Origin of the sequence: Alloalcanivorax sp. C16-2 (assembly GCF_046507615.1) — a bacterium.
Taxonomy (GTDB): Bacteria; Pseudomonadota; Gammaproteobacteria; order Pseudomonadales; family Alcanivoracaceae; genus Alloalcanivorax; species Alloalcanivorax marinus_A.
Genome location: NZ_JBKFTL010000003.1, coordinates 179,227 through 204,842, shown reverse-complemented (window position 1 = coordinate 204,842; position 25,616 = coordinate 179,227). Strand labels below are relative to the sequence as shown.

22 protein-coding genes are annotated in these 25,616 nt (G+C 66.7%); 2 read left to right on the top strand and 20 right to left on the bottom strand.

Translation table 11 applies throughout. The annotated features are described in order from the left end of the window. Positions 1-205: 205 nt before the first annotated feature. From ACLD02_RS14570 to ACLD02_RS14505, 14 genes are all read right to left on the bottom strand, one after another. Positions 206-1,555: a DNA recombination protein RmuC gene (locus ACLD02_RS14570; RefSeq protein WP_410299036.1), complete on the bottom strand. Its 1,350-nt coding sequence runs from the start codon at positions 1,553-1,555 to the stop codon at positions 206-208. Further along, positions 1,552-2,349, bottom strand: a complete 798-nt coding sequence (locus ACLD02_RS14565; protein WP_410299035.1) for a TatD family hydrolase — start codon at positions 2,347-2,349, stop codon at positions 1,552-1,554. The genes ACLD02_RS14570 and ACLD02_RS14565 overlap by 4 nt, the downstream gene beginning before the upstream one ends. 61 nt (positions 2,350-2,410) lie before the next feature. After that, positions 2,411-2,758 (bottom strand): PilZ domain-containing protein, encoded by a 348-nt coding sequence (locus tag ACLD02_RS14560; protein WP_203099951.1) that lies wholly within the window; start codon positions 2,756-2,758, stop codon positions 2,411-2,413. 55 nt (positions 2,759-2,813) lie between these two features. Further along, the gene (locus tag ACLD02_RS14555; RefSeq protein WP_410299034.1) at positions 2,814-3,860 is read right to left on the bottom strand and encodes a DNA polymerase III subunit delta'; all 1,047 of its coding nucleotides are present in this window, start codon (positions 3,858-3,860) and stop codon (positions 2,814-2,816) included. After that, complete coding sequence (tmk, locus tag ACLD02_RS14550; protein ID WP_203099955.1) at positions 3,851-4,477, bottom strand: dTMP kinase; 627 nt, start codon at positions 4,475-4,477, stop codon at positions 3,851-3,853. The genes ACLD02_RS14555 and tmk overlap by 10 nt, the downstream gene beginning before the upstream one ends. Further along, the gene (gene mltG / locus ACLD02_RS14545) at positions 4,474-5,532 is read right to left on the bottom strand and encodes an endolytic transglycosylase MltG (RefSeq protein WP_203099957.1); all 1,059 of its coding nucleotides are present in this window, start codon (positions 5,530-5,532) and stop codon (positions 4,474-4,476) included. Before mltG ends, tmk begins: the two co-directional genes overlap by 4 nt. Further along, complete coding sequence (gene pabC / locus ACLD02_RS14540; protein WP_203099959.1) at positions 5,532-6,323, bottom strand: aminodeoxychorismate lyase; 792 nt, start codon at positions 6,321-6,323, stop codon at positions 5,532-5,534. The genes mltG and pabC overlap by 1 nt, the downstream gene beginning before the upstream one ends. Next, positions 6,320-7,558, bottom strand: a complete 1,239-nt coding sequence (gene fabF / locus ACLD02_RS14535) for a beta-ketoacyl-ACP synthase II (protein WP_203099961.1) — start codon at positions 7,556-7,558, stop codon at positions 6,320-6,322. The genes pabC and fabF overlap by 4 nt, the downstream gene beginning before the upstream one ends. Positions 7,559-7,731: 173 nt before the next feature. Next, positions 7,732-7,965 (bottom strand): acyl carrier protein, encoded by a 234-nt coding sequence (acpP, locus tag ACLD02_RS14530; protein WP_008928079.1) that lies wholly within the window; start codon positions 7,963-7,965, stop codon positions 7,732-7,734. A 188-nt stretch (positions 7,966-8,153) separates the two neighbouring features. Further along, positions 8,154-8,888, bottom strand: coding sequence for a 3-oxoacyl-ACP reductase FabG (fabG, locus tag ACLD02_RS14525; RefSeq protein WP_203099963.1), 735 nt, complete (start codon positions 8,886-8,888; stop codon positions 8,154-8,156). A gap of 13 nt (positions 8,889-8,901) precedes the next feature. Continuing rightward, positions 8,902-9,831: an ACP S-malonyltransferase gene (gene fabD, locus ACLD02_RS14520; protein WP_410299033.1), complete on the bottom strand. Its 930-nt coding sequence runs from the start codon at positions 9,829-9,831 to the stop codon at positions 8,902-8,904. Positions 9,832-9,990: 159 nt separating this feature from the next. Then, positions 9,991-11,013, bottom strand: a complete 1,023-nt coding sequence (gene plsX, locus ACLD02_RS14515) for a phosphate acyltransferase PlsX (protein ID WP_203099967.1) — start codon at positions 11,011-11,013, stop codon at positions 9,991-9,993. Between the two features lie 130 nt (positions 11,014-11,143). Further along, positions 11,144-11,338, bottom strand: coding sequence for a 50S ribosomal protein L32 (gene rpmF / locus ACLD02_RS14510; RefSeq protein WP_194296105.1), 195 nt, complete (start codon positions 11,336-11,338; stop codon positions 11,144-11,146). A gap of 18 nt (positions 11,339-11,356) precedes the next feature. Further along, on the bottom strand, positions 11,357-11,890 hold the full coding sequence (locus ACLD02_RS14505) for a YceD family protein (RefSeq protein WP_203099969.1): 534 nt from the start codon (positions 11,888-11,890) through the stop codon (positions 11,357-11,359). A 160-nt stretch (positions 11,891-12,050) separates the two neighbouring features. Here ACLD02_RS14505 and ACLD02_RS14500 point away from each other — a divergent pair, with 160 nt between their 5' ends. Next, positions 12,051-12,641 carry a Maf family protein gene (locus ACLD02_RS14500; protein WP_410299032.1) on the top strand — a complete coding sequence of 197 codons (591 nt, stop codon included), beginning with the start codon at positions 12,051-12,053 and terminating at the stop codon, positions 12,639-12,641. A gap of 88 nt (positions 12,642-12,729) precedes the next feature. Here ACLD02_RS14500 and sppA read toward each other — a convergent pair whose 3' ends face one another. From sppA to ACLD02_RS14485, 3 genes are read right to left on the bottom strand one after another with little or no spacing between them, the layout of a single operon-like run. Then, positions 12,730-13,683 (bottom strand): signal peptide peptidase SppA, encoded by a 954-nt coding sequence (gene sppA / locus ACLD02_RS14495; RefSeq protein ID WP_203099973.1) that lies wholly within the window; start codon positions 13,681-13,683, stop codon positions 12,730-12,732. Between the two features lie 2 nt (positions 13,684-13,685). Then, positions 13,686-14,378, bottom strand: a complete 693-nt coding sequence (locus ACLD02_RS14490; RefSeq protein ID WP_203099975.1) for an HAD-IA family hydrolase — start codon at positions 14,376-14,378, stop codon at positions 13,686-13,688. Then, a complete protein-coding gene (locus ACLD02_RS14485) occupies positions 14,375-15,331 on the bottom strand; it encodes an RluA family pseudouridine synthase (protein WP_203099977.1) in 957 nt (318 codons plus the stop codon). Before ACLD02_RS14485 ends, ACLD02_RS14490 begins: the two co-directional genes overlap by 4 nt. 673 nt (positions 15,332-16,004) lie before the next feature. Here ACLD02_RS14485 and rne point away from each other — a divergent pair. After that, positions 16,005-19,436 (top strand): ribonuclease E, encoded by a 3,432-nt coding sequence (gene rne, locus ACLD02_RS14480; protein WP_410299031.1) that lies wholly within the window; start codon positions 16,005-16,007, stop codon positions 19,434-19,436. A 336-nt stretch (positions 19,437-19,772) separates the two neighbouring features. On the opposite strand, the gene ACLD02_RS14475 is transcribed toward rne, so the two are convergent. The 3 genes from ACLD02_RS14475 to ACLD02_RS14465 are packed head-to-tail and all read right to left on the bottom strand — an operon-like array spanning position 19,773 to position 25,497. Then, a complete protein-coding gene (locus ACLD02_RS14475) occupies positions 19,773-22,892 on the bottom strand; it encodes an efflux RND transporter permease subunit (RefSeq protein ID WP_203099981.1) in 3,120 nt (1,039 codons plus the stop codon). After that, positions 22,889-24,112, bottom strand: coding sequence for an efflux RND transporter periplasmic adaptor subunit (locus tag ACLD02_RS14470; protein WP_203099983.1), 1,224 nt, complete (start codon positions 24,110-24,112; stop codon positions 22,889-22,891). Before ACLD02_RS14470 ends, ACLD02_RS14475 begins: the two co-directional genes overlap by 4 nt. Then, positions 24,109-25,497 carry an efflux transporter outer membrane subunit gene (locus tag ACLD02_RS14465; protein ID WP_203099985.1) on the bottom strand — a complete coding sequence of 463 codons (1,389 nt, stop codon included), beginning with the start codon at positions 25,495-25,497 and terminating at the stop codon, positions 24,109-24,111. Before ACLD02_RS14465 ends, ACLD02_RS14470 begins: the two co-directional genes overlap by 4 nt. Positions 25,498-25,616: the final 119 nt, after the last annotated feature.

The following is a 25,616-nucleotide window of genomic DNA, read 5'->3' as shown; positions in this document are numbered from 1 at the left end:
AGCTCCGTAGGAGCCCTGTAGGAAGCAGCTCCGTAGGAGCCCTGTAGGAGCGACTTCAGTCGCGATGGCGAGGCACTCCGCCGCTGATCGCGACTGATGCGGAGCGCCGCCCGGTCGCTCCTACAGCCGCTACGGAGCGTCCCGGTGTGGTCCCCCTTCGGGGACGCGGCCCCGCTGGAGGCGCCGGCCCGCGTTTCCCAATCCGTTAATCGTCGCCGGCGTCGGTGATGTCGTCGGCGCGCTCTTCGCCGTCGTCGTCGTCCACCTTCTCCGGCAACGCCCGGCGCGCCTTGGCACCCAGGTCGCGCAGTTTGTGGGCCTGACCGAGCAGGTTGCCACGCCCTTCGGTGAGACGCTTGTAGGCGGTTTCCCAGGACAGCTGCGCCTTGTCGATCTTGTCGCCCACGTCACCGAGGGCTTCGGTGACGCGGGAAATCTGATCGCAAATCAGGCCGGCCCGGTTGGCGATGTCCAGAGCGTTGCGGTTCTGATACTCGTAGCGCCAGATGTTCTGGATGGTGCGCAACGTGACCAGCAAGGTGGTGGGGCTGACCAGCACGATGTTGCGTTCGTAGGCCTCGGTGTACAGACCCGGGTCGGCGTCCATGGCGGTCATGAAGGCCCCCTCCACGGGGATGAACAGCAGCACGAAATCCAGGCTGCGCACCCCTTCCAGATTGCCGTAGTCCTTGATGTTGAGGCCCTTGATATGGGCGCGCAGGGACTGTAAATGCTGTTCACGGCTGTCGCGGCGGCCTTCCTCGTTCTCGGCGCTGACCAGCCGCTCGTAGGCCACCAGCGACACCTTGGCATCGATCACCACGTCCTTGCCCTCGGGCAGATGGACGATGGCATCCGGCAGGCGGCGACCGCCCTCCTCGCTCTTCAGCGCCACCTGGGTGTCGTATTCACGGCCCTTGGTGAGCCCGGAACTCTCCAGCACCCGCTCCAGGATCATCTCGCCCCAGTTGCCCTGGGTTTTCACCTGCCCCTTGAGCGCCTCGGTGAGATTGCGGGCATCCAGATGCATCTGCTGGTTGAGGCTCTTGAGATGCTGCAACTGTTCGGTCATCGCCGCCTGGGCACGGGCATCATCGCTGTGGATCTGATCCACCCGGCGGCGGAACTCCGCCAGTTGTTCGCGGAATGGATTGAGCAACGTGTCCAGGCCCTGGCGGTTCTTCTCCTCGAACTGCTTGCTGCGGTGCTCGAAGATTTTCGCCGACAGATTCTCGAACTCCTGTTTGAGTTGCTCGCGGCTTTGCTCCAGGAACGCCAGTTTGTCGCGCTGGCCGGTAAGCCTCTCCTCCAGGCGGGCCTTGTCGGCGCGCTCCCGGGCAACCTGGTCCTGGGTGTCCCGTAGTTGTCCTTCCAGCGCCCCCAGTCGCTCCCTTTCGCGCTCTAGTTCCCGACGCAGCGCATCGCCGTCATGAAGCGCCTGGTCGCGCTCGCGGCGCGCCCGGGCCAGCGGCGCCCGCGCCAGGATCAGCGCCAGCAACGCCGTGAGCACCACCGCCAGGGCCACGGCCAACCCCAGTTGCACGGGATCGTTCATGAGGCCGCCTTGCTGAACAGCGTGTAGAAGTTATCGCGGGTAACGCGGGCCAGCTCGGCCACCGGCAGGTCCTTGAGCTCCGCCACGCATTCCGCCACCCGGGCTACATAACGCGGCTCGTTAGGCTTGCCGCGATACGGCACCGGCGCCAGCCAGGGGGAATCGGTTTCAATCAGCAGTCGCTCCACCGGCAGCGCACGCACGGTTTCGCGCAGGGCTTCCGCGTTGCGAAAGGTGACGATACCGGAAATGGAAATGTAGAAACCCAGGGCCATGGCCTGCTCGGCCATGTCGGTGTCCTCGGTAAAGCAATGCAGCACACCGCGCACCTCGCCGCCGCCGTGCTCGCGCAACAGCGCCAGGGTGTCGTCCTTGGCGCCCCGGGTGTGGATCACCAGCGGCAGGCCGGTACGCCGCGCCGCCTCGATGTGCGCCACGAAACGCTTGCGTTGCCACTCCCGCTCATCCTTGGCGTAGAAATAATCCAGACCGGTCTCGCCGATGGCCACCACCCGGGGATGATCCGCCAGGCGCGCCAGTTCGTCGGCGTCCGGTTCCCGGGAATCCTTGTAGAGAGGGTGCACGCCCACGGTGGCGTGAACGTCATCATGGCGTTCCGCCAGTTCGCGCACCCGCGGGAAGGTTTCCAGGTCCACGCCAATGCACAGCATGTGGGAAATGCCGTCGGCGCGGGTGGCGGCCATCATGGCCTGGAAGTCGCCCTGGTAGGCGTCCAGGTTGAGCCGGTCGAGATGGCAATGGGAATCCACCAGGTCGATCGCGGTGTCGGACATAGGGCTCGGCGTCTCCGCTGCTTACTTGAACAAGCGCCCTATTCTACACGCTATCGGGGGGTCACATGGTATGGGTGGGGCGATCCGATTGCAGCGCACCGGCGAGATGATTCTCGATGGTACGGCGGGCGGTATCGTCCTGGTCGGAGAACTGCACGCCGATGCCGGCGGTACGATTGCCCTGGGCGCCCTGGGGGGTGATCCAGACCACCTTGCCGGCCACCGGAATCTTCTCCGGCTCATCCATCACGTTGAGCAACAGAAAGATTTCCTCGCCGAGCTGGTAGTTCTTGTCGGTGGGAATAAAGAGTCCGCCGTTGGTGATGAACGGCATATAAGCGGAATACAGGGCCGCCTTGTCCTTGATGCTCAACGACAGGATGCCGCTGCGGCCTCCAGGCATTTTCATGTCCGTCTCCCCCGTGCGGGAGCCCTCGGGCACCCGTTTTTCTGTTTCAGGCAGATTAGAAGCCGCTGGCGGAGGCGTCAACGCCCACCAGCACCAGCAACCACTGCTCCATCAGCAATTCCTTATTGGGGTTGGCGCCGGCCAGCAGTTGGCGGCGGCCTTCCATGACCCGGTGAGCGGCGCGCAGCAGCCGCGCCGGCGGCACTTGCGCGGCCAATTGGCGCAGCAGGGGCTCCACCTTGGGGTCGGTGACGGTGGCCGGGTCGGCATCGCCACCCTGCTCCCCCAGCGCGGCCAGCACCGCGGCCCGGGCCAGCCAGCCATACAGCACGCCGGCCATCACCCGGGGATCGTGGGCCGCCAGCGCCTGGCCCGCCTGGGCCGGCGACGCGCGCCCCAGGGCCACCGCCAGTAACTGGCCGGCCAGTTGCTCGCGGGCGGCGAACCAGTCCGCCTCCTGTAACCCCAGGGCCCGCAACGGGGAGCCCTGGGCGGCGGCGAGCAGGGCCGGCGCGTCGCGCTCGCCCACCTGGGGTGTAAGCCACTCCAGCGCCGCTTCGCGGCCCGGCAGAGGCAGATAGCGCTGCTGGCAGCGGCTGCGGATGGTCGGCAACAACAGGCTGGGCTGGTCGCTGACCAGGATCAGCACCAGCCCCTCGCCGGGCTCTTCCAGGGTCTTCAAAAGGGCATTCTGGGCGCTGCGATTCAGCGCCTCCGCGGGGGCAATCAGCGCCACCCGGGCACCACCGTAATGGGCGGTGCGGCCGGCGAATTCCACCAGCCGACGTACCTGATCGATCTTGATCGCGTTGGAACCGGCTTCCGGCACCAGGGTCTGGGCATCCGGATGGGTGCCGGCGGCGCTCAGATGGCAGCCGTCGCACTGGCCACAGGCGAGCCCGGCCCGGGGCTGCGCGCAGAGCAACGCCTGGGCCAACGACTGGGCCAGGCGGAACTTGCCAATGCCGGCGGCACCGGCGAACAGCAACGCGTGGGGCAGCCGGCCCTGGCCATGCTGGTCCAGCAGCCTCTGCATCTCGTCCCGGTGCCAGGGACAGGGCACCTGGATCGGTGCCCGGCCCTGGGATTCACTCACCGCCACCGCAGCATCTCCTGAAGATGGGTTTCCAGTTGCGCGCGCACCGCTTCAAGGTCGGCGCCGGCGTCGATCACCCGGAACCGCTCCGGCTCCGCCGCCGCCCGATCAAGATAGCATTGCCGCACCCGCTCGAAGAAAGCCACCGCTTCGCGCTCGATGCGGTCCGGGCTGGAGCGCTTGCCGGCACGGGCCATGCCCTGGGCCACCGGCACATCGAACAGCAGGGTCCGGTCCGGGCTGAGCCCCTCCAGCACCAGGGATTCCAGAGCGGCGATGGCATCGCGGTCGAGGCCCCGGCCGGCGCCCTGGTAGGCCCAGGTGGCGTCCATGAAACGGTCGCACAGCACCCAATCGCCGCGTGCCAGGGCCGGTCGGATGCGCGCCGCCAGATGCTGGGCACGGGCGGCGAACACCAGCAGCAGCTCGGTGGTATCGGCCATCGGCTCGGGCCCCGGGTCCAGCAATACCGCGCGGATTCGCTCCGCCAGTTCGGTGCCGCCCGGCTCCCGGGTCACGGTCACCGCCACCCCGGCGGCGCGCAGGCGCTCGGCCAGCCACTCCAGATTGGAGCTCTTGCCGGCGCCTTCGCCGCCCTCCAGGGTGATAAAGCGGCCGCTCACTGGGACGGCCCCGGGTGCGAGCGGTAATCGGAACGACGCCGCAACTGGTATTCACGCACCGCCCGCTGGTGCTCGGCCAGGGTTCTGGAAAATTTGTGGCTGCCATCGCCCCGGGCCACGAAGTACAGGTCTTCGGTGGGCGCCGGGCGCACCGCCGCGAGGATTGAATCACGCCCGGGCATGGCAATCGGCGTCGGCGGCAGGCCGCTGATACGATAGGTGTTGTAGGGGGTGGCGCGGCGCAGGTCGGAGCGACGGATGTTACCGTCGTAGTCCTCGCCCATGCCGTAGATCACCGTCGGATCGGTCTGCAGGCGCATGCCCCGGCGCAGCCGGTTGATGAACACCCCGGCGATGCGACCACGCTCATCGGGCACGGCGGTTTCCTTTTCGATGATCGAAGCCATGATCAGCGCCTGGTAGGGGTCGTCGTAAGGCAGATCCTCGTCCCGGGACAGCCACGCCTCGTCGAGAATACCCTGCTGACGCCGCAGGGCGCGACGCAGCAGGTCCAGGTCCGAGGTGCCGCGGGTATAGAAATAGGTTTCCGGCGCGAACCAGCCCTCCGGGTGCTGATCCGGCAGCCCCAGGCGGGCCATGATCTCGCTTTCTTCCAGCCCCCGGGTTTCGTGTTCCAATCCGTCCAGCCCTTCCAGCAGGGCCCGCCATTCGCGGAACGTCCAGCCCTCCACCAGGGTAATGCTGCGCTGCATCACCTCGCCCCGATCAATCTTCTCCAGCAGCGTGAGCAGGGAGTCACCGGGGACAAGCTGGTATTCGCCCACGTAGAGACGGCTATCCAGGCCGGTGAAGGCGCTGTACAGCCGCGCGCCCCAGCGGCGCAGACGTGCCTCGCCGGGGTCGCCCAGCAAGCCGTCGCGGCGCATGGCGGCCAGCACGCCACTGAACGTGGCGCCCCTTGGCACATCCACCACCGCGGTGTCTTCCAATGGCAACGACTTGTGCAGATAGCTGCTCACCCAGAAACCGGCCACCGGAATGCCGATCACGATGAACAGCACCAGTAGCCCGAGCAATCGAATTTTTCGGCGCATTATTGAAAAAGGAGATCCAGATCCCGTTGAAATCGTCGTACCGGTTCAGTCACCGGCCAGACCCATGGCGCCAGTTTACGCACCGGCAGCACGCCCACAACACTGTTAGCGAGAAAAACCGCGTCGGCGGCGTGCAGATGTGACAGCGGCCTCATACGCACATCGATGCACCAGCCTTGCCGCTCCGCGTGCTCCAGCAGCCATTCCCGGGCCACTCCCGCCACCCCGGCGCGCTCCAGGGCGGGGGTCCAGAGGGTGTCGCCATGGAGCGCGAACAGATTCATGGCGGTGGCCTCCACCGGCCGCTCCCACTCATCGAGCATCAGCCCTTCATGCCAGCCGTGGCGGGCCACCTCGCGGCGACCCAGCACCTGCGGCAGACGGTTGAGGTGCTTGAAACCCGCCATCGGATCAAGGCCCAGCCGGGTATCACAAATGCCCAGTTCCAGGCCGTCATGGCGACATTCCCGGGACCAGACCGGCGATGGGCCGAAACGGGCGAACAGCGTGGGCGTGGGGGATTCCGGGGGTAGATAACCGCGACCACCGGGGCCGCGGGTCAGGGTCAGCTTGAGCACCCCGGCGCCGGTGGCGCCGGCCAGCGCCTCGGCGCGGCAGCGCTCCACCGTGTCCCGGTCCACGGGAATGCCGAGACGCTCGGCGCCGGCCAGCAGCCGCGCCCGGTGGCGCGGCCACAGCGGCGTGGCGCCGCCAGCGGAGACCCGCAGGGTCTCGAACAGGCCATCGCCGTAGGCAAGGCCCCGGTCATTGCTGGCGACGGTGTCGTTCACACCTTGCGGAACAGCAGGGAACCGTTGGTGCCACCGAAGCCGAAGGAGTTGGACAGGGCCACGTCGATGGGACGGGCCTGGGCTTCGTTGGCCACCAGGTCCAGGTCACAGCCCTCATCCGGGCTGTCCAGGTTGATCGTGGGCGGCGCCACGGAGTCACGCATGGCCAGCAGGGTGAAGATCGCTTCCACCGCGCCGGCGGCACCCAGAAGATGACCCACCATGGATTTGGTGGAGCTCATGGCCAGCTTGTAGGCGTGATCGCCAAAGATCTTCTTCACCGCGTGGATCTCGATCAGATCCCCGACCTTGGTGGAAGTGGCGTGAGCGTTCACGTAGCCCACTTCCGAGGGGTCGATGCCGGCGTCGCGGAAGGCGTTGCCCATGGACAGGGCCGCCCCGGCGCCATCCTCGGAGGGCGCGGTCATGTGATAGGCATCGTCGCTGAGGCCAAAACCGGCCACTTCGCCGTAGATGGTGGCACCCCGTGCCTTGGCACGCTCGTATTCCTCCAGCACCACGGCGCCGGCGCCATCGGCCAGCACGAAGCCGTCACGGTCCTTGTCCCAGGGGCGGCTGGCCGCCTGGGGATCATCGTTGCGGGTGGAGAGCGCGCGGGCGGCGGCGAAGCCCCCCATGCCCAACGGCGTGGACCCCTTCTCGGCACCGCCGGCGATCATCACGTCGGCGGTGCCGAGCTGAATCTGCTGGGCGGCGAAGCCGATGTTGTGAGTGCCGGTGGTGCAGGCGGTGACGGTGGCGAAGTTGGGCCCCTTGAGGCCGTACATGATGGCCAGGTTACCGGCGATCATGTTGATGATGGTACTCGGCACGAAGAACGGAGACAGCTTGCGCGGGCCGGAGGCCAGCAGCTTCTCGTGATTTTCCTCGATATTGGTGAGGCCACCAATGCCCGAGCCGATGGCGGCGCCGATACGCTCGCCGTTTTCCTTGTCCATCTCCAGCCCGGCGTCACGGATCGCCTGAATGGCGGCGATCATGCCGTACTGCACGAACAGGTCCATCTTGCGCGCTTCCTTCGGGGACAGATAGTCCTCCAGCGCGAACTCCGGCACCAGGCCGGCGAATTTGGTGGCGAAGGCCTCGGTATCGAAATGCTCGATCGGCCGGATGCCGCTGCGCCCGGCCTTAATGCCTTCCCAGGTGCTGGCCACGTCCGCCCCCAAGGGACTCAACATACCCAGACCGGTCACTACTACTCGACGTCGTGTCACCTGCTTTCCTCCCGCGTCAGGATTGCCGCGCGGCGACCGCCGCAATCCCCACTGTAGCACGCGCCAGGGCCCCCGAAAGCCCCGGCGCGAGCCGGCGATGTTCCGAAAAAAAACCGCAAGCCCGACGAGCCTGCGGTTTTTTTGACTGTCTGTTCAGTCGGCCGCGATCAGTATCAGCTGTGCGCCTTGATGTAATCCACGGCAGCTTGAACGGTACTGATCTTCTCCGCTTCTTCGTCGGGAATTTCAGTCTCGAATTCTTCCTCGAGGGCCATTACCAGCTCAACAGTGTCCAGGGAATCGGCACCCAGGTCCTCGACGAAGGAGGCTTCGGATTTGACGTCTTCCGGCTTGACGCCGAGTTGTTCGACGATGATCTTCTGGACCCGTTCTTCGATGCTGCTCATGATGTTATAACTCTCCTGTTGATGGTGTGCGAGCACCTATGAGCGGCTATTCTAGGTGAACGCCATTCGCGCTTGCAAGCCGCTCTCGGCACCCGCTTTCACGGATTAGGTTTCCAAATGTTTAGCTTCGGATGCGGGCACGATAGCGTTTTTTGCCGTTCGTGTCCCGTGCAATTCCCTGACCCTGGTCAACCAGTGAACATCCCGCCATTGACGTGCACCGTGGTGCCGGTCACATAACCGCCGCCGTCGCTGGCCAGCCAGTTCACCGCGCTGGCCACTTCCGCCGGCGCGCCCAGGCGCCCCAGGGGAATACCGCTGAGCAGTGCTTCGCGCTGCGCCTCGGGCAAAGCATCGGTCATATCGGTCTGAATAAAGCCCGGCGCCACCGCGTTGACGGTGATATTGCGCGAGCCCAGCTCACGGGCCAACGCCCGGGTGAAGCCTTCCACCCCGCCCTTGGCGGCGGCGTAGTTGGCCTGGCCGGCGTTGCCCATGGTTCCGACCACGGAACTGATGTTGATGATCCTGCCCCAGCGTGCCTTGGTCATGCCCTTAAGGCACGCCTTGGACACCCGGTACAGGGAATTCAGATTGGTGTTGATCACATCCGCCCACTCGTCGGCCTTCATGCGCAGCATGATGTTGTCACGGGTGATACCGGCGTTGTTGACCAGCACCAGCGGCGCGCCGTGGGCCTCGCCGATGTGTTTGACGGTATCGGCCACGGAAGCATCGTCGGCCACGTCCATGACCACCCCGGTGCCCCGCTCGCCGAGATACTCAGCGATGGTGGCGGCCCCTTTTTCGCTGGTGGCGGTGCCCACCACGAACAAGCCGGCATCGGCCAGTTGCTCGGCGATGGCGCGGCCAATGCCACGGGTGGCGCCGGTGACCAGCGCGACTTTACGTTCTTCACTCATTACGAAATCCTCGTCACTCGCCGCTCAGGGCCGCTTCGAAGGCGGCGCTGTTTTCCAGCGGCTTGGCGGTCAGGGAGCGATCAATGCGCTTGGCCAGGCCGCTGAGCACCTTGCCCGGGCCGCACTCGTACAGGGTTTCCACGCCGTCGGCGGCCAGAGCCTGCACCGTTTCCACCCAGCGTACCGGGCAGTACAACTGCCGTACCAGGGCCTCGCGAATGCGCGCCGGATCGGTTTCCCGGGCCACGTCCACATTGTTGATCACCGGCAGTTCGGCCGGGTGGAAATTGGTGTTCTCGAGATGCCCGGCGAGCCGCTCCGCCGCCGGCTTCATCAGCGCGCAGTGGGACGGTACGCTCACCGGCAGGGGCATGGCGCGTTTGGCGCCGGCGTCCTTGCAGGCCGCCACGGCGCGCTCCACGGCACTGGCCTGGCCGGCGATCACCACCTGGCCTGGGGCGTTGAAGTTGACCGCCTCGACCACTTCGCCATCGGCGGCGGCGGCGCAGGCCTGGCGTACCTGGTCATCATCCAGGCCCAGAATCGCGGCCATGCTGCCCTCGCCGTCCGGCACCGCCTGCTGCATCAACTGGCCACGGGTGCGTACCAGGCGCACGGCATCGCCCAGATTCAGCACGCCGGCGCAGGTCAGCGCGGTGTACTCACCCAGGCTGTGGCCGGCCAGCAGCGCCGGGCGCGGCCCACCGGCCTGCTCCCACAGCTTCCACAGCGCCACGCCGGCGGTAAGCAGCAGGGGCTGGGTGTTCTCGGTGCGGTTGAGGGCGTCCTGCGGGCCGTCCTGGGCCAGGGCCCACAGGTCCAGGTCCAGAGCGCCGGAGGCTTCCTGAAAGGCCTGACGCACCGGGGTGCGATCAGCGAAATCGGCCAGCATCCCGAGACTTTGGGAGCCCTGACCGGGAAAAACGAATGCGGTTTTCGACATGGGGATCCTCTATCGGTATTCGCCCGTTGCTTCGTGGCCGGCAGTATGCCCGTCCGCGTCGGACTTGTCCGGTGCCGGCCTGCAACAAAGTATGAACCGGCGCCATTCGGGCCCGCCCCGCGATCGCGACGCCCCGCCCGGCCGCCCCTACAATCGCGCCTACAACAAAGAGTCGGTCGGCGCCAGGGCGTCCCGGATCAGCGCCGGCACGTTACGCTCAGCTTCCAGCACCGCCACTTCCAGGGCGCTGGCGAAGCCTTCCACGCTGGTGCCACCGTGGCTCTTCACCACCACGCCATTGAGCCCCACCAGACTGGCGCCATTGTAACGGTCCGGGTCCATGCGTTTCTTGAGCCCGCCGAGCAGCGGCAAGGCGAACAGGCCGCTGAGCTTGCGCAGCAGCGAACGGCTGGCTTCCTCGCGGATCATGCCGCCGATCATCTTGGCCACGCCTTCCATGGTTTTCAGCGACACATTGCCGACAAAGCCATCGCACACCACCACGTCCACGTCGCCCAGGAAGATGCCATTGCCTTCCACGAAGCCCACGTAGTTCAGGTCCTCGGCCTGGCTCATCAGGTTGGCGGCTTCCTTGATCTGTTCATTGCCCTTGATGTCTTCCTCGCCGATGTTCAGCAACGCCACCTTGGGCCGTTTCTGGCCGTCCACGGCGCGCACCACCGCCTGCCCCATCATGGCGAACTGCAGCAGGTGGGCCGGCTCGGAATCCACATTGGCGCCCAGATCGAGCATGTGGCAGTGGCCGGAGGCGGTGGGAATGGCGGTACAGATGGCAGGCCGGTCGACACCGGGCAGGGTCTTGAGGACGAACCGGCTGACCGCCATCAAGGCACCGGTATTGCCGGCGCTGACGGCGGCCTGGGCGCGGCCTTCCTTGACCTGGTTGATCGCCACGCGCATGGACGAGTCCTTCTTCTGGCGCAGCGCCACCGCCACCGGGTCATCCATGGCGACCACCTCGGAGGCCGGCGCCACGCTCACCCGGGGGTGCGCGTCCAGGCCTTCCTTCTTGAGTTCCGGGGCGAGCGCCTCGGGGGCGCCCACCATGATCACGCTCAGATTGGCGTGGCGGGCCAGCACCCGCGCCACGGCCGGCACGGTCACCGGCAAACCGTGGTCACCGCCCATGGCGTCCACGGCCAAGGTCACAACCGCTGACATGGCAAGATTCCATCTGGGAAGAAGCGACGGCCATGATACGGCGTCGTCATGGCGTTAACAAAACGGGAGCCACCAGGGCTCCCGTCTCGGTTCGGTCCAAACGCCACCGGCGGGCGGCGGCGGGACTTACTTACTCTTCTTCGTCGTCGATCTCGTCATTGCGGATCACCTGACGGCCCTTGTACATGCCGTCCGGAGAGATGTGGTGACGACGGTGCACTTCACCGGTGTTGGCGTCCTCGGTGAGCGTGGGCGCGGACAGCGCGTCGTGGGAACGGCGCATGCCGCGCTTGGAACGGGTCTTGCGATTCTGTTGAACAGCCATTGCTTGCTCCTCGGCGTGTTACTTGCGGCGGCCCTTCAATTGGGCCAGCACGGCAAACGGATTATCCGAATTGGTTTGCGTGTCGTCCGGGTCCTGCTCCGGTTCCGGATCGGAACCGGCCGACGCCGGACGCGGGCACTCATCGTGCAGAGCCACCAGGGGCAGGGCCAGCAGCAGCTCTTCCTCAACGAGCTCCGCCAGGCTCAGGCGCTCCTCGGTGACCAGCAAGGGGTCCAGATGCGTCGGCAACGCCTTCGCCTGATCCTCGCTCCACACCAGCACCAGATCCACGTCGGCCGCGACGGGATGGTGCACCGGTTCCAGACAACGCTGGCAAACCAGTATCAGGGTGGTCTCCACACGACCTTGAACACGTCCGCGGCCGTCATCATCGCGGCCAAAGGCCAGCTTCACCCGAACCGGCTGGTCCTGGCTGTCGCGATATTCCCGCAGACGGGGCAGATCCCCGACCCGGGCTTCGCCTTCGACGACGCGTTCCTGGTCCGCGTACTTGCGCGGTTCCAGATACGGTGGCAGTTGCCCTGAAAACATAAGCGCGCAATTCTAGGCGCGCCCCCGCGTCCTGTCAAAGCCAAATTGCAACCCGGGGACGCACCTTAACTGATTGAGAAAACTGGATTTTTCGTGCACCACCTGGATCGGGCCGGTACACTCCGCCGCGCCCAAGCCTCCAACCGCAAGCGAGTCAGCCATGAAGCAACGGTCTCAACCCCTGATCCTGGCCTCTTCGTCGCCGTTCCGCCGCGAATTGCTCGGCAAGCTCGGGCTGGCGTTCGACCACCACGGCCCGGACATCGACGAAAGCGCCCGGCCCGGGGAAACGCCCACCGAACTGGTGCTGCGTCTGGCCCGCGCCAAAGCCGCCGCGCTGGCCGGGAATCACCCGGACGCGCTGATCATCGGCTCCGACCAGGTCGCCGTGATCGATGACGAGATGCTCGGCAAACCCGGCGACCGGGACACCGCCGTGGCCCAGTTGCGCCGCGCCAGCGGCCGCACCGTGACCTTTCTGACCGGCCTGTGCCTGCTGAACGCGGAAACCGGTCGCCACCAGAGCGCCTGCGAACGTTTCACGGTGCACTTCCGGCGTCTGCGTGACACCCAGATTGAACGTTACATCGAGCTGGAACAACCGCTCAATTGCGCCGGCAGCTTCAAATCCGAAGGGCTCGGCATCGTGCTGTTCAAGAGCCTGGAAGGCCGCGACCCCAACGCCCTGGTGGGCCTGCCGCTGATCCTGCTTACCGACTTCCTGGCCGCCGAAGGCGTCACCCTGCCCTGAGGCGGATCGCGACTAAAGCGGCATGCCGCCCAGTCGCTCCTACGCGCCATTGATTCGCTGTAGGAGCGACTTTAGTCGCGATCAGTCGCTAGCGAATCGTTGGCGCCCCGCTTTCCAGGCCGAGCGCCTGGCCAAGGCCATCACCAATGGACACCCCGAACTTCTTGAGCACCTTGTCCAGCGGCGAGGCGCTCACGGTGTAATCCACGGTGCGCTCCACGCCCACCACGTCCCGGGCCACCTGCCCCGGACTCTTGAGGCCATCCACCAGACCCAGCTCCAGGGCGCGCTGACCGGTCCAGAACAACCCGGAGAACAGCTCCGGATGCCCCTCCACCTTGAGCCGGTCGCCACGGCCCTGCTTGACCGCCCCGATGAACTGCTGGTGAATCTCGTCAAGCATGGCCTGCACGTGCTCGCGGTCCTTGTCCTTCACCGGCGCGAACGGATCAAGAATGTCCTTGTTCTCACCGGCGGTGTAGACGCGACGCTCCACGCCCAGCTTGTCGGCGGCCTCCTGGAGGCCGAAGTTGGCCATGATCACGCCGATGGAGCCGACGATGCTGGCCGGGTCGGCGTAGATCTCATCCGCGGCGGAAGCGATGTAGTAGGCCCCGGAGGCGCCCATGTCGGTGATCGCCGCGTACAGTTTCTTGTCCGGGTGCTCGGCGCGCAGGCGGCGGATTTCGTTGTAAACGAAGCTGGACTGCACCGGCGAACCACCCGGGCTGTTGATGCGCAGGATCACCGCCTTGGCGTTGTCCGCCTCGAAGGCCTCGCGCAGCCCGGTGCTGATCAGGTCGGCGCTGGCCGGGGAATCGGCCATGATGGCGCCGTTCAGATCCACCACCGCCACATGGGGCTCGGCCACCGCCAGGGAGTCCCCGGGCCGGTTGGCGGAAAACAGGAACAGCAGCGAGAACAGGTAAATAAAGCCCAGGCTCTTGAAGAAAATCCCCCAGCGCCGGCTCTTGCGTTGTTCCGCCTGGGCCTGGCCCAGCAGTTTCTCGATCAGTTTCCACTCTTTGTTGTTGCCTTCCATCGTCACACTCTTCGCTCGCGTTCAAGTCGCTCGTGTTCAAGTTCCCCGGGCAGCCCGACCACGGGCAGCAGCTGCGGCAGGGCGTCGATCACCGCCAGGGGGTCGAAGGTCATCAGCCGGCCCACGGGATGGGCGCCATAGCTCACCCCCACCCGATCCACGCCGGCGGCGCGGGCCATTTCCAGATCGAAGGAAGTATCCCCCACCACCAGGGCCCGTTCCGGACGGACAGCCAGTTCCAGCAATAATTCCTCGACCATGGCCGGATGCGGCTTGGAACGGCTCTCATCGGCGCAGCGCGAGGCGTGGAACCAGTGCCCCAGGCCGGCGTTGCTCCACACCCGATCCAGCCCCTTGCGGCTCTTGCCGGTGGCCACCGCCAACCGCAGGCCGGCGTCGCGCAGCGCCGCCAGGGTCGCTTCCGCGTGCGGGTAGAGCCGGCTGGGGGTGGCCTCCGCCGCCACGAAGTGAAACGCGTAGCGGTCGCGCATGCGGCCCAGCATGGGATCGTCGATGTCCGGGTACAGAGCGCGAATCGCCTCCGGCAGCCCCAGGCCGATGATGCCACGCACGGTGTCATCGTCCAGCACCGGCAGATCAAGGTCGCGGCCGGCACTGTGCATGCATTCCACGATGCGCGCCGTGGAGTCCATCACGGTGCCGTCCCAATCGAAAATCACCAGGTCGTAATTCATGCCCGCTTCCCCGCCCTCAGGCCAGCGAGGATGGCCTCGAAATCCTCGTCCAAAGGCGCGGTGACGGTAATCCTCTCACCACTCTCCGGGTGACGGAACGCCAGGGTGCGGGCGTGCAGACACAGCCGCCGCCGACCCAGGTCGGCCAGCTTGCGGTCGCCCCGTTCACTGCCGTACTTGTCGTCGCCGAGCAACGGGAAGCCACCGAACTGGGCATGCACGCGGATCTGATGGGTGCGGCCGGTGCCCAAGGTGGCCTCCACCAGGGCGACGTCGCCAAAACGCTCGATCAGCGCGAAATCGGTGACCGACGGCTTGCCCTCCCGGGACACCCGCACCACCCGCTCATTGCCCTGCATGAGCTTAAGCAGCGGCGCCTCCATGCGGCGCTCCTTGCCCTTGAAGCCCTGGCAGAGCAGCCAGTAACGCTTCTCCACCCCACCCTGCTGCATCAGCCTCTGCAGCTTACGCAGGAATCCCCGGTGACGAGCCACCATGATGCAACCGCTGGTATCCCGGTCGAGCCGATGCACCAGCTCCAGTTGGGTCTCCTTGGGATAGAGCACGCGCAGCGCCTCGATCAACCCCAGGCTGACACCGCTGCCGCCATGCACCGCCAGGCCGGCGGGCTTATTGAAGATCATCAGGCGGTCGTCCTGGTAAATCAGCGCCCGGGACAGGCGCTCGGCGAGGCCGTCGCTGACCACCGGCGGCGCCGACGACTCACTGGTGCGAACAGGCGGGATGCGCACCACGTCGTCGGTGGCCAGCCGGGTGGTGGGCTTGGCGCGCTTCTTGTTCACGCGCACCTCGCCGGCACGGATGATGCGGTAGATACGCGAGCGCGGCACGCCCTTGAGGTGGACGAACAGGAAATTATCCAGGCGTTGGCCGTCGCGCCCGTCATCAATGGTGATGAAGGTGACGCGATCGGCGGCGGGGGTGTCAGACATGCGGCGATTCTAGCCAAGGCGCCCGGCCCGCGCCAGCGCCGGCGCGCGGCCCCGCCCGATTCGTCGACCTTCACCCCCTCATTCATGTATCTGATTGATCGCATTATGGTTTCACTGCTATTATCCGGTGTCGGCCGAGGCTGGCCAACGGCGACGCGCAGCGACCATTCGCCGTCGGTAGACACAGTACCCGCCAGCCCGCCCGACAAAAACAGAGACGAACGGGCCCTTGGGGCCCCGACGCTGCATGGCACCGCGGAGCGGTCACACACTCCCTCCGGCGGCCGACCGAAAACCAACAACGGCGGTCTGCAGCATCAGGTCGAAGACAAAACGGTGTGCCGTCGTGGCCGCGCGTGACGCGCCCGACGACACCCCGGCACGGTATACAGACACGAAGAGTTTACCCGGTCCGACGCGCCTGGCGCGCCGGACACAGCGCGAAGCCGATAAGAGGATATCGCCTCGCGAGCGACGCCAACGGCGCAACTTCACCCGGTCCGGAGAACAAGGAAAGGTCGAGAGCAGGCACCATCACCGTTGATCCGGCGCCCCGCGCCACCACCCGTGACGTTCATGCCTGACAGGCATTTCCCCTCCCCCGGACCGCAGGTCTGATACCGGTTATTGATACCGGCCCGCTGCATGCCGCCACGAACCTTGTGGTAGCACAATGAAACGTATGTTGATCAATGCCACGCACCCCGAAGAAATTCGGGTGGCGCTGGTGGATGGCCAGAGACTTTATGATCTGGACATCGAGCACCGCACCCGCGTGCAGAAAAAAGCCAATATCTATAAAGGCAAGATCACCCGGGTCGAACCTTCCCTGGAAGCCGCTTTCGTGGATTTCGGCGCCGAGCGCCACGGTTTCCTGCCGCTGAAGGAAATCTCCCGTCAGTATTTCCAGAAGGACCCGAAGGACATCCAGGGTCGCATCAACATCAAGGATGTGATCAAGGAAGGCCAGGAAGTGATCATCCAGGTGGACAAGGAAGAGCGCGGTAACAAAGGCGCCGCCCTGACCACTTTCATCAGCCTGGCCGGTCGTTACCTGGTGCTGATGCCCAATAACCCCCGTGCCGGCGGCATCTCCCGCCGCATCGAGGGCGAGGAACGCCAGCAGCTCAAGGAAGCCCTGGGCAGCCTGCAGATCCCCGACGAAATGGGCGTGATCGTGCGCACCGCCGGCCTGGGCCGCTCCGCCGAGGAACTGCAGTGGGACCTCAACTACCTGCTCAAGCTGTGGGGTTCCATCGCCGAGGCGTCCGAGACCCGCAAGGCGCCGTTCCTGATCTATCAGGAATCCAACGTCATTATCCGCGCCATCCGCGACTACCTGCGCAAGGACATCGGCGAAGTACTGATCGATTCCCAGAAGGTCTACGACGAAGCACAGGCCTTCGTGCAGCAGGTGATGACCGACTTCCAGCACAAGATCAAGCTGTACAACGACGACACCCCGCTGTTTTCCCGCTACCAGATCGAGTCGCAGATCGAGACCGCCTTCGAGCGTGAAGTGAAGCTGCCCTCCGGCGGTTCCATCGTCATCGATCCCACCGAGGCACTGGTGTCCATCGACATCAACTCCTCCCGCGCCACCAAGGGCGCGGACATCGAGGAAACCGCCCTGCAGACCAACCTGGAGGCGGCGGACGAAATCGCCCGCCAGCTGCGCCTGCGCGACATCGGCGGCCTGATCGTGGTGGACTTCATCGACATGGGCCCGGCGCGCAACCAGCGCGAAGTGGAAAACCGCATGCGCGAAGCCCTGGAGGCGGATCGCGCGCGCATCCAGTTGGGCCGCATCTCCCGGTTCGGCCTGTTGGAGCTGTCCCGTCAGCGGCTGCGTCCCAGCCTTGGCGAGACCTCCAGCATCGTGTGCCCGCGCTGTGACGGCCTGGGCCACATCCGCGACGTGAAATCCCTGGCCCTGAGCATCCTCCGCCTGATCGAGGAAGAGGTGATGAAGGAGCGCACCGGCGAGATCCAGGCCCAGGTGCCGGTCGCCGTGGGCACCTTCCTTCTCAACGAGAAACGCCAGGTGCTGCGCGAGATCGAGGCCAACCACAATGTGCGCGTGCTGGTGATCCCCAACCCCAATCTGGAGACGCCCCACTTCGAGGTGGAGCGCATCCGCGACGACCAGACCAAGGCCCTCGTGAGCCACGAGCTGGAGTTGCACGAAGGGCACAAGGACCCGGCCACGGTCTCCGCCCAGGACACCGAGATCAAGACCCAGGAGCCCGCCGTCAAGGTGGTGGCGCCGGACACCGCGCCGCCGCCGCCCAAGCCGGTCGCCGAGAAGCCCCGGGAACAGCCGCAGGCCAAACAACAGCCCAACCGGCCCCAGCAAGGCAAACCGCCGGCGGCCAGGAACGATCAGGCGCCGCTGCAGCCCGGGCTGCTGGCACGCTTCTTCACCTGGCTTTCGGCACTGTTCGGTGGCTCCGAGGACGAGCGGAAGGCCCGCGCCAAGGGTCGCGACGAGCAGCGTAAAGGCCAACGTCAGAATCGTGGCGACCGTGACGACGCGCGCGGCAACCGCAACGATAACCGTCGTGGCGGCCAGAACCGCGGCAAGGGCGGAAATCAGCGCGGCGACAAGGCCGGGGGCAACCGCGACCAGAACGACAACCGCAACGGCCAGCGGGACGACAGACGCAAAAGCGGCAAGGACGACGGTGACGGCAGAAACGGCGAAAACCGTGGCCGTAGCCGCAACCGCCGTGGCGGTCGCGGTGGCAACAACCGCAACAATGAAAGTCGCAACGGCGAAGGCCGCAACACGGAAGGCCGCAACGGCGACAATCGTGACGGCAAGGCCGACAACCGTCAGGATAATCGCCAAGACAGCCGTCAGGACGCCAAGCCTGATAATCGGGGCGGCAACGACGGCAAGGCCGGCGGCAGCAGAGGCAAGAGCGCCGACAAGCAGGACAAGGCGCCACGCAAGGACGACGGCCCCAAGGCAACCCGTCGTACCGAGTCCAAGGACGACCGGCCGCTGCGTGAACGTCAACGCCCGGATGGCAAGGACGCCCAGGCCCAGCAGCCCGCCAGGCCCCAGGACCAGGCTCCGGTCGAGGCGCCCCGGGAGGAAGCCACCACCCTGCCCGCGCGCATGACCTCGGAGGACAACACTCCGGGCCGTGATCAGGAGCGCGGTGACAGCCGTCCGCCCAAGGCCAAGCTGGTGCCCGCCGACGAGCACGCGCCCAGCATCGAGCGGCCCGCCCCGGCCGCCCAAGCCGACGCCGAGAAGCCGGCCGCCCAGAGCGACCAGCCCAAGGCCGAACCGGCTCCGGTGCGGGAAGCGAAGCCGGCCCGGGAAGAGAAGCCCGCGCAACAGGACAAGCCCGCCCAGGACGCGAAGCCCGCGGAGCAGGCCCAACCGGTGACGCCGGCGCAACCCGCCGCCGAGAGCCCGGCTGAGCAGCCCGCCGCCAAGCAGCCTGAGCCGGCGTCCAGACAGCCTGAGCCCAAGCAAGCACAGCCTGAGCCCCAGCAAGCACAGCCCGAGCCCCAGCAAGCACAGCCCGAGCCCGATGGGGATAAGCCCGAGCCCAAGCAGCCGGAAGTCGGGACCCGGCAGGCCGAGCAGCAATCGGAGCCGCAACAACCGGAGCAGGCCAAGCCGGCCGTCGCGGAAGCCGAACCGGCTGAACCGGCCCAGCCCGAGCCGGTGAAGCAGCCGGAGCCGCAACAGCCGGCCCCCGCCGCCGAGGCCCCGAAACAGCCGGAACCAGCCGCCGAAGCCAAAGCGGAGGCCCAGGCCAGGCCGGAAGCGGACGCCGAACCGAAGCCCGAGCCCGCCGCCGAGGCGCCCCGCGCCGACGCGGAACAGGCCGCCCCGCGACGGGCCGCCAACGATCCGCGCTCGCGGGCGCCCGGCACCCCGGCGCCGCGTCCGGCGCCCAAGCCGCGGCCCGAGAAGCCGGCTCCGGCGGCCCAGGAAAGCACCTTCGAGGCGCCGACCTTCGCCAAGCCGAAACCGGCGGACATTCCCGCCGGCCGGGCCGGCAACGACCCCCGTCAGCGCCGTCGGCAGCAACAGGCCGAGCAGGCGTCCGGGAATGATCAGGACACCAATCCCGGTACCTGATTGATCCCGCCGTAACGAAAGAAGCCGCCTTCGGGCGGCTTTTTTTTGGTTCATCGCGCTTTGACGGGAAATCAATGCGGGCGGTCTCTATCGGGGACACGGATCTGTGTGGGTGCCTTCCGGGATCGCTCAAGCCATCCATGGGCGCTCCCGTTTTTGGCATCCCTGCCAAAAAGGGTCCCGGAAGGCACCCACACAGCTCCGCTTCGAGGTAGCGGAACCGGGCCGGGTACCAACAACGATGAACCAGGGTGGGTGGTGGTGGCGGCTCCGTAGAACCCATTGCGCGGAAGCTCACAGCTCAGCGGCTCAGGGCGCGATGGCCCGGCGGGTTGGTTAATGCCGCGCCGGTTGATCGGGGTTAAAGCCGCGCTTGCTGCTTTCCATGAGGTCGTCGAGAGCCAGATAGAGGCACGGCACCACGAACAGGATCAGGGCGGTGGCGAACACGATGCCGAAGCCCAGGGAAACCGCCATGGGAATCAGATAGGCCGCCTGCAGGGAGGTCTCGAAGATGATCGGCATCAGACCGGCAAAGGTGGTCAGAGTGGTGAGCAGGATCGGCCGGAAGCGTCGCAGACCGGCTTCGTAGACGGCATCCGCCGCGCTCAGGCGGTGCCGTTGGCGGTTGGCGTAGTCGACCATGATCAGGGAGTCGTTCACCACCACGCCGGCCAGCGCGATGATCCCCATGAAACTCACCAGGGACAGATCCATGCCCAGCAACATGTGGCCAAGCACCGCGCCCACGGCGCCGAACGGAATCGCCAGCATCACCACCAGCGGCTGCAGATAGCTGCCAAAGGCCACCGCCAGAAGGGCGAAAATCACGCCCAGGGCCAGGCCAAAACCGCCCCAAAGCGCCGAGGTGGATTCGCGCATGTCCGCCTGGCCACCCTGGAAGGTCCAGGTCAGTCCCGGGTAGTCAGCGCGCAGTTGCGGCAGGATTTCATCGCGCACCACGTTCAGCACCCGGGTGGTGGCGCTCTTGGGCAGCACGTCGGCGCCCACGGTGATCACCCGGCGGCCATCGCGGCGGTCGATGGAGCGGAACGATTCGCTCACCGAAACCCGCGCCACGTCCATCAGCGGCACCTCGCCGCCGTCCGGCAGTTGAACGATGAAATTATCCAGGTAGCGCAGGTCCTGGCGCTCCGCCTCCGGCAGGCGCACGCGGATTTCATTTTCATTGATGCCGCGCAGCTGGCGCAGGGCGATGGCGCCGTAGAAGGCGTCCCGAAGCTGCCGCCCCACTTCGGCGCCGGTCAGTCCGAGGGCGTCCGCCTGGGGCGTGAGGCTGATGTCGAACTGGGGCTTGCCGGCGGTGTAGCTGTCATTGACGTTGCGCGTCTGGGACAGTCCCTTGAGGGCTTCGAGCAGGCGTTCGCTGGCCTTGGCGAGCACGTCGATGTCGGTGTGGCTAAGATCAACGCTGATGTCGTCGCGCCAGGAGCCGGGCCCCTGCTCCGCCTCGAAGGTGATCTGATCGACGCCCTTGAAATCACCGATCTGGTCACGCCACAGCTCGACGATCTGCTGCACCGTCATGTCCCGCTCGTGCTCCGGCTTGAGCACCAGTTCCACGTCGATCACCCGCTCGCCGCGCACATTGCTTTTTATGCCATGGGCATTGCGACCCAGATCGTGTTCCTCGAACAGGCGCTCGGTTTCGCGGGTCAGCGCCAGGGCGAGATCGGCGGCCTGGCGGGGCGTGGTGCCCACCGGCAGGCGGATACCGGCCTCGATCTCGTCCGCCGGCGCTTCCGGCATCATGATCATGCCCATGTGATCACTGACCGCGTAGGCGCCCACCACCAGCATCAGGGTCACGGCGGCGCTCAGGGTCAGGTAGCGGGCAGCCAGGGCACGGTCCAGCAGCGGTCGGTAGCCACGTTCGACCAGCGCCTGGAAACGTTGGGAGAAGGCGCGCTGCACCCGGTGCAGGGCGCGCCCGTACACGGTCACCGTGCCTCGACCGCTGTGCGCCAGGTGGGCGGGCAGAATGAACAGCGCCTCGAACAGGGAGATCGCCAGCACCACGATCACCACGGCCCCCAGGGGCCACCAGAAATTGCCGGTGACACCGGGCATGAACAGCAGCGGCATGAAGGCGACGATGTTGGTGAGAATACTGAAGGTGACCGGCCCGGCAATGTCGCGGGCACCGCGAATCGCCGCCTCCATGAAATCCATGCCTTGCTCGCGGTATTCGTAGATGTTCTCGCCCACCACGATGGCGTCGTCGACGACGATGCCAAGCACCATCAGGAAGCCGAACATGGAGATCATGTTGATGCTGACGCCCATCACCGGCAGAAACAGCACGCCGCCCACGAACGATACGGTCATGCCCATCATGATCCAGAACGCCAGGCGGTATTCCAGGAACAGGCTGAGCACCACCAGCACGATGACCATGGCCAGCACGCCATTCTCCAGCAGCATGCTCATGCGATCCTCGAACTGCTCGGCGCGGTTGCTGTCGATACGCACCCGGATGCCCTCGGGCAGCGTGGTTTCCAGCTCCGCCATCACCGCCTCGGCGGCCTCGGCGATATCCAGCGGCGACTGCCCGCCGGTGCGGAACAACTCGATTTCCACCGACGGCTTGCCGTTGAAGCGGGAATGGAAGCCCCCCTCCTCGAAACCATCATGGACGGTGGCGATGTCGCCCAGGGTAACCACCGCGCCGGTGTCGGCGCGGCTCACCACGATGCCGGCGAATTCATCGGCCCACTGCTTGCGTTCCTTCAGGCGCAGCAGGATATCGCCGTTGTCGGTGGCCAGGTTGCCAGCGGGCACGTCGCGACTGGACTGCTCGATGATCGACGCCACCTTGTTCAGGGTGAGGCCGTATTCACGCAGCGCGTCCTGGGGAATTTCCACGCTGGTCAGGTAATCCGGCACGTCGCTGATGTCCGCGCGGGTGATGCCCGGTTCACTGAGCAACCGGTTGCGCACCTGTTCGCCAAGCTGTCGCAGAGTCCAGATGTCGACGTCGCCGTACAGCACCAGTTCCATTACGTCCGGGGTGTGCGCCAGCAGGCGCACGCGCGGTTCCTCGGCCTGGTCCGGGAAGGTCCGCACCCGGTCCACCGCCTGTTCGATGTCCTGCAGCGCCTGCATGCGGTTGGCGCCGGCCACCAGTTCGAGCTGGATCACGCCGCTGCCCTCACGGGCGGTGGACACCATCTCGGCGATGCTCTCCACGCCCTGAACCGCCTCCTCCACCGGCATCAGCACGCCCTGCTCCACCTCCTCCGGCGCGGCGCCGGGGTAGGTGACTTCCACTTCCACCACATCAAGCCGCGCTTCCGGGAAGATTTCCTTCTGCACCTGCGCCGCCATCCACAAACCGCCGCCGAGCAGCAGGATCATCAGCAGGTTGGCGGCGATGCTGTTGCGCGCCATCCACTCAATCGGGCCTACCCAGCCCTGGCGGCGCGGCGCGCTCATTCCGGTGCCTCGCCGGCGGGCTGTTCCAGGCGCAGGGGCGCACCGTCCACCACCGTGGCCAGATCGGTGCGCACCACCTGATCACCGTGGGCCAGCCCGTCGGCGATGTAGGCGTATTCACCGTCGCGCAACAGTACCGTCACCGAGCGGATATCCAGGGCGCCGTCGGCCATCACCCAGACGGTGTCGCCGCGACGCACCAGGCCCCGCTCCAGACGTACCACGTGTTCCAACTCACGGCCCTGGATCAGCGCGCTGACGAAGCCGCCCAGCATCAGCGGCGGCGTACCCGCCGGCGCCGCCAGGGCAAGCGGGTCGTCCACGGTGATCAGCACCCGCGCCAGGCGGGCGGCCTCGTCCAGCTCGCCCACCAGCCGCCGCAACCGGCCTTGGCGGTACCGGTCCTCGCCCCACACCGCATCCTGGCGCAGGGTTACCGGCGCGCCCTCCGTGTCGCCCTCGGCGAACCGCAGCCAGCGCAGCCGCGACAGTGGCACGCTGGCTTCCACCCAATAACGATCCGTGGCCACCAGCCGGGCAAGACCGTCGCCGGCGTTGATCTGACTGCCCAGGGTGACCTCGCGGCTCAGAATCTGGGCGTCGAACGGCGCCGTCAGCCGGGTGCGTTCAAGGTCCAGCCGTGCCCGCCGCAACGCCGCTTCGGCGGCCTCTACCCGGGCCCGGGCCTGCTTGAGCTGCGGCTGGCGCAGCACCAGGGCGCGGTTGCCCTGGTCCAGGTCCTCGCCGAGCAGTTCGAAATCCTGCCGCGCCACGGCCTGGCGACCCTGCTCCAGTTCCAGGTCGGCGCGGGCCTGGTCCAGTTCGCTGCGGCGCTGGCGTAACACGGCGTCGTAATCGGCCGGGTCCAGGCGCAGCAATACATCGCCCTCGCCCACCCGGCCACCGGGCTCGAACGCCTCGCGGGTCTCGATGACCCGACCGCCCACCCGCGGGCGCAGGGTCACTTCGCGGGCCGGCACCACCCGGCCCATCACCTCGATGCTCGGGTGGAAGCTGCCCCCTTGCGCCGGCGTCACCTCCACCAACATGGCGGTTTCCCTGGCCACGTCGCGGCGGGTGGCGGTGGGCTCGGTCTTGAAGATCAGTACCATCAGGGCAACCCCGACCAGCAGGATCGCCACCGAGATCAGCGCCGTCTTCAGGCGACCGGCGCGACCGCTTTCCGGGCGGGCGGCCCGATCATCCACCGGCTTGCTCATGCGTTCTCATCCTCCTCGTCAACCGGGAGCCCCCCGGCCAGGGCGCGGTACAGGGCGACCCGAAAGGTCAGCAGTTCCTGGCGGGCGGTGATCAGCGTGCGGCGCAGCGCCTGACGATCCTGCAGCGCGCTGAGCACTTCCAGATAGCCGACCGCGCCGTTGACGTACTGAATGCCCAACTGGCGATAGGCGGTGTCCGCCAGTTCCACCTGCTCGCGCAGGCTCTCCATGCGGCGCTGCTGCTGGCGCTCCTGGACCAGGGCGTCCTCCACTTCCTGGAACGCCACCAACGCCGCCTGGCCGTATTCATGGACACGCTGCTCGCGCAGGGAGCGGAACCGGCGTGCCTCGGCGCGGCGCTGACCGCCGTCCACCAGCGGCAGCACCAGGTTGCCGGCCAGGGTGGAGAGCCAGTCATCGAACAGATCGGCGCTGTCGTCGGCCTCGCTGGTCACCGAGGCGGACAGGGTCAAACGGGGAAAGCGCTCGGCGACGGCCGAGGCCAGGTCGGCGTCGGCGGCGCGCAGCCGGTACCAGGCGCCGAGCAGGTCCGGGCGCCGTTGCACCAGATCCGCCGGCAGCCCGGTGGCGGGCAGCGGCGGCAACGCCGGCAGGGTGCCATCGCCGGGCAGCGTCACGGCGCCCGGCGGCACGCCCAGCAGCACCGCCAACTGGTGTTCCAGCACCTGGATGCGCGCCTCCACATTGAGCAGTTGTTCCCGGGAGGCGGCCACCAACTGGCGCTGGCGCAGCACATCGGCGCTGGCGCTCTCGCCGATGGCGAAGCGGGCACGAATCAGCGACAGCACGTCCTGGTTGGTCTCCAACTGAGCGCGGGCCAGTTGCCGCTGGGTACGCTGGGTGAGCAATTGGAACCAGGTGTTGGCGACCTCCGCCGCCAGGGACAGGGACGCCGCCTGATAGTCCGCCAGGCCGGCGCGGGCGCGCAGGGCCTCGGCATCCGCCTGGGCGCCCACCCGCCCCCACAGATCAAGCTCATAGTCGGCGGCCAGGCCGGCGCTGAACAGATCGCTTTCGGTATCGCCGTCATCGCGACGCTGGGCACCGGCACGGGCTTCCAGGCTGGGGAACAGCCCGGCCCGCTGACGATCACGTAGCGCCCGGGCCTGGCGCAGCCGCTCATGGGCGGCGCGCAGATCCAGGTTGGCGCCCAGGGCCTGCTCCACCAGGGTGTTCAGGGAGGCATCATCGAAATCGGTCCACCAGCGCTGGGGGGCGGGCCGCTCGCCGTCGCGGGAAAAAGCGTCCGGCGGCGACACCGGTGGCGGTGGGGTATCCGGCTTGATCGCGCAGCCGGCCAGCGCCAGCAGCACGGACAGCAAGGCGGCGCGAGCCGCGAACCGGAGGTCGGCGGAGGAGGACATCAACGTCAAGGAATCCTGATTTCTTATTGGCGGCGTGCCAGCGAGGCGAAGCGCTATTAGGCTAACAGGGGCAGCCCGGCATAACCACCGACGAACGGTGGGGCCATTCGGATTCATCG

What these genes read in the sequence shown, in the direction of transcription:
- ACLD02_RS14465 (WP_203099985.1), bottom strand. Translation starts at nt 25,497, where the DNA reads ATGTCCTCCTCCGCCGACCTCCGGTTCGCGGCTCGCGCCGCCTTGCTG.
- rne (WP_410299031.1), top strand. Translation starts at nt 16,005, where the DNA reads ATGAAACGTATGTTGATCAATGCCACGCACCCCGAAGAAATTCGGGTG.
- ACLD02_RS14570 (WP_410299036.1), bottom strand. Translation starts at nt 1,555, where the DNA reads ATGAACGATCCCGTGCAACTGGGGTTGGCCGTGGCCCTGGCGGTGGTG.
- ACLD02_RS14560 (WP_203099951.1), bottom strand. Translation starts at nt 2,758, where the DNA reads ATGAAAATGCCTGGAGGCCGCAGCGGCATCCTGTCGTTGAGCATCAAG.
- ACLD02_RS14470 (WP_203099983.1), bottom strand. Translation starts at nt 24,112, where the DNA reads ATGAGCAAGCCGGTGGATGATCGGGCCGCCCGCCCGGAAAGCGGTCGC.
- acpP (WP_008928079.1), bottom strand. Translation starts at nt 7,965, where the DNA reads ATGAGCAGCATCGAAGAACGGGTCCAGAAGATCATCGTCGAACAACTC.
- sppA (WP_203099973.1), bottom strand. Translation starts at nt 13,683, where the DNA reads ATGGAAGGCAACAACAAAGAGTGGAAACTGATCGAGAAACTGCTGGGC.
- ACLD02_RS14565 (WP_410299035.1), bottom strand. Translation starts at nt 2,349, where the DNA reads ATGTCCGACACCGCGATCGACCTGGTGGATTCCCATTGCCATCTCGAC.
- fabD (WP_410299033.1), bottom strand. Translation starts at nt 9,831, where the DNA reads ATGTCGAAAACCGCATTCGTTTTTCCCGGTCAGGGCTCCCAAAGTCTC.
- ACLD02_RS14490 (WP_203099975.1), bottom strand. Translation starts at nt 14,378, where the DNA reads ATGAATTACGACCTGGTGATTTTCGATTGGGACGGCACCGTGATGGAC.
- ACLD02_RS14485 (WP_203099977.1), bottom strand. Translation starts at nt 15,331, where the DNA reads ATGTCTGACACCCCCGCCGCCGATCGCGTCACCTTCATCACCATTGAT.
- ACLD02_RS14475 (WP_203099981.1), bottom strand. Translation starts at nt 22,892, where the DNA reads ATGAGCGCGCCGCGCCGCCAGGGCTGGGTAGGCCCGATTGAGTGGATG.
- ACLD02_RS14500 (WP_410299032.1), top strand. Translation starts at nt 12,051, where the DNA reads ATGAAGCAACGGTCTCAACCCCTGATCCTGGCCTCTTCGTCGCCGTTC.
- mltG (WP_203099957.1), bottom strand. Translation starts at nt 5,532, where the DNA reads ATGCGCCGAAAAATTCGATTGCTCGGGCTACTGGTGCTGTTCATCGTG.
- fabG (WP_203099963.1), bottom strand. Translation starts at nt 8,888, where the DNA reads ATGAGTGAAGAACGTAAAGTCGCGCTGGTCACCGGCGCCACCCGTGGC.
- rpmF (WP_194296105.1), bottom strand. Translation starts at nt 11,338, where the DNA reads ATGGCTGTTCAACAGAATCGCAAGACCCGTTCCAAGCGCGGCATGCGC.
- ACLD02_RS14505 (WP_203099969.1), bottom strand. Translation starts at nt 11,890, where the DNA reads ATGTTTTCAGGGCAACTGCCACCGTATCTGGAACCGCGCAAGTACGCG.
- plsX (WP_203099967.1), bottom strand. Translation starts at nt 11,013, where the DNA reads ATGTCAGCGGTTGTGACCTTGGCCGTGGACGCCATGGGCGGTGACCAC.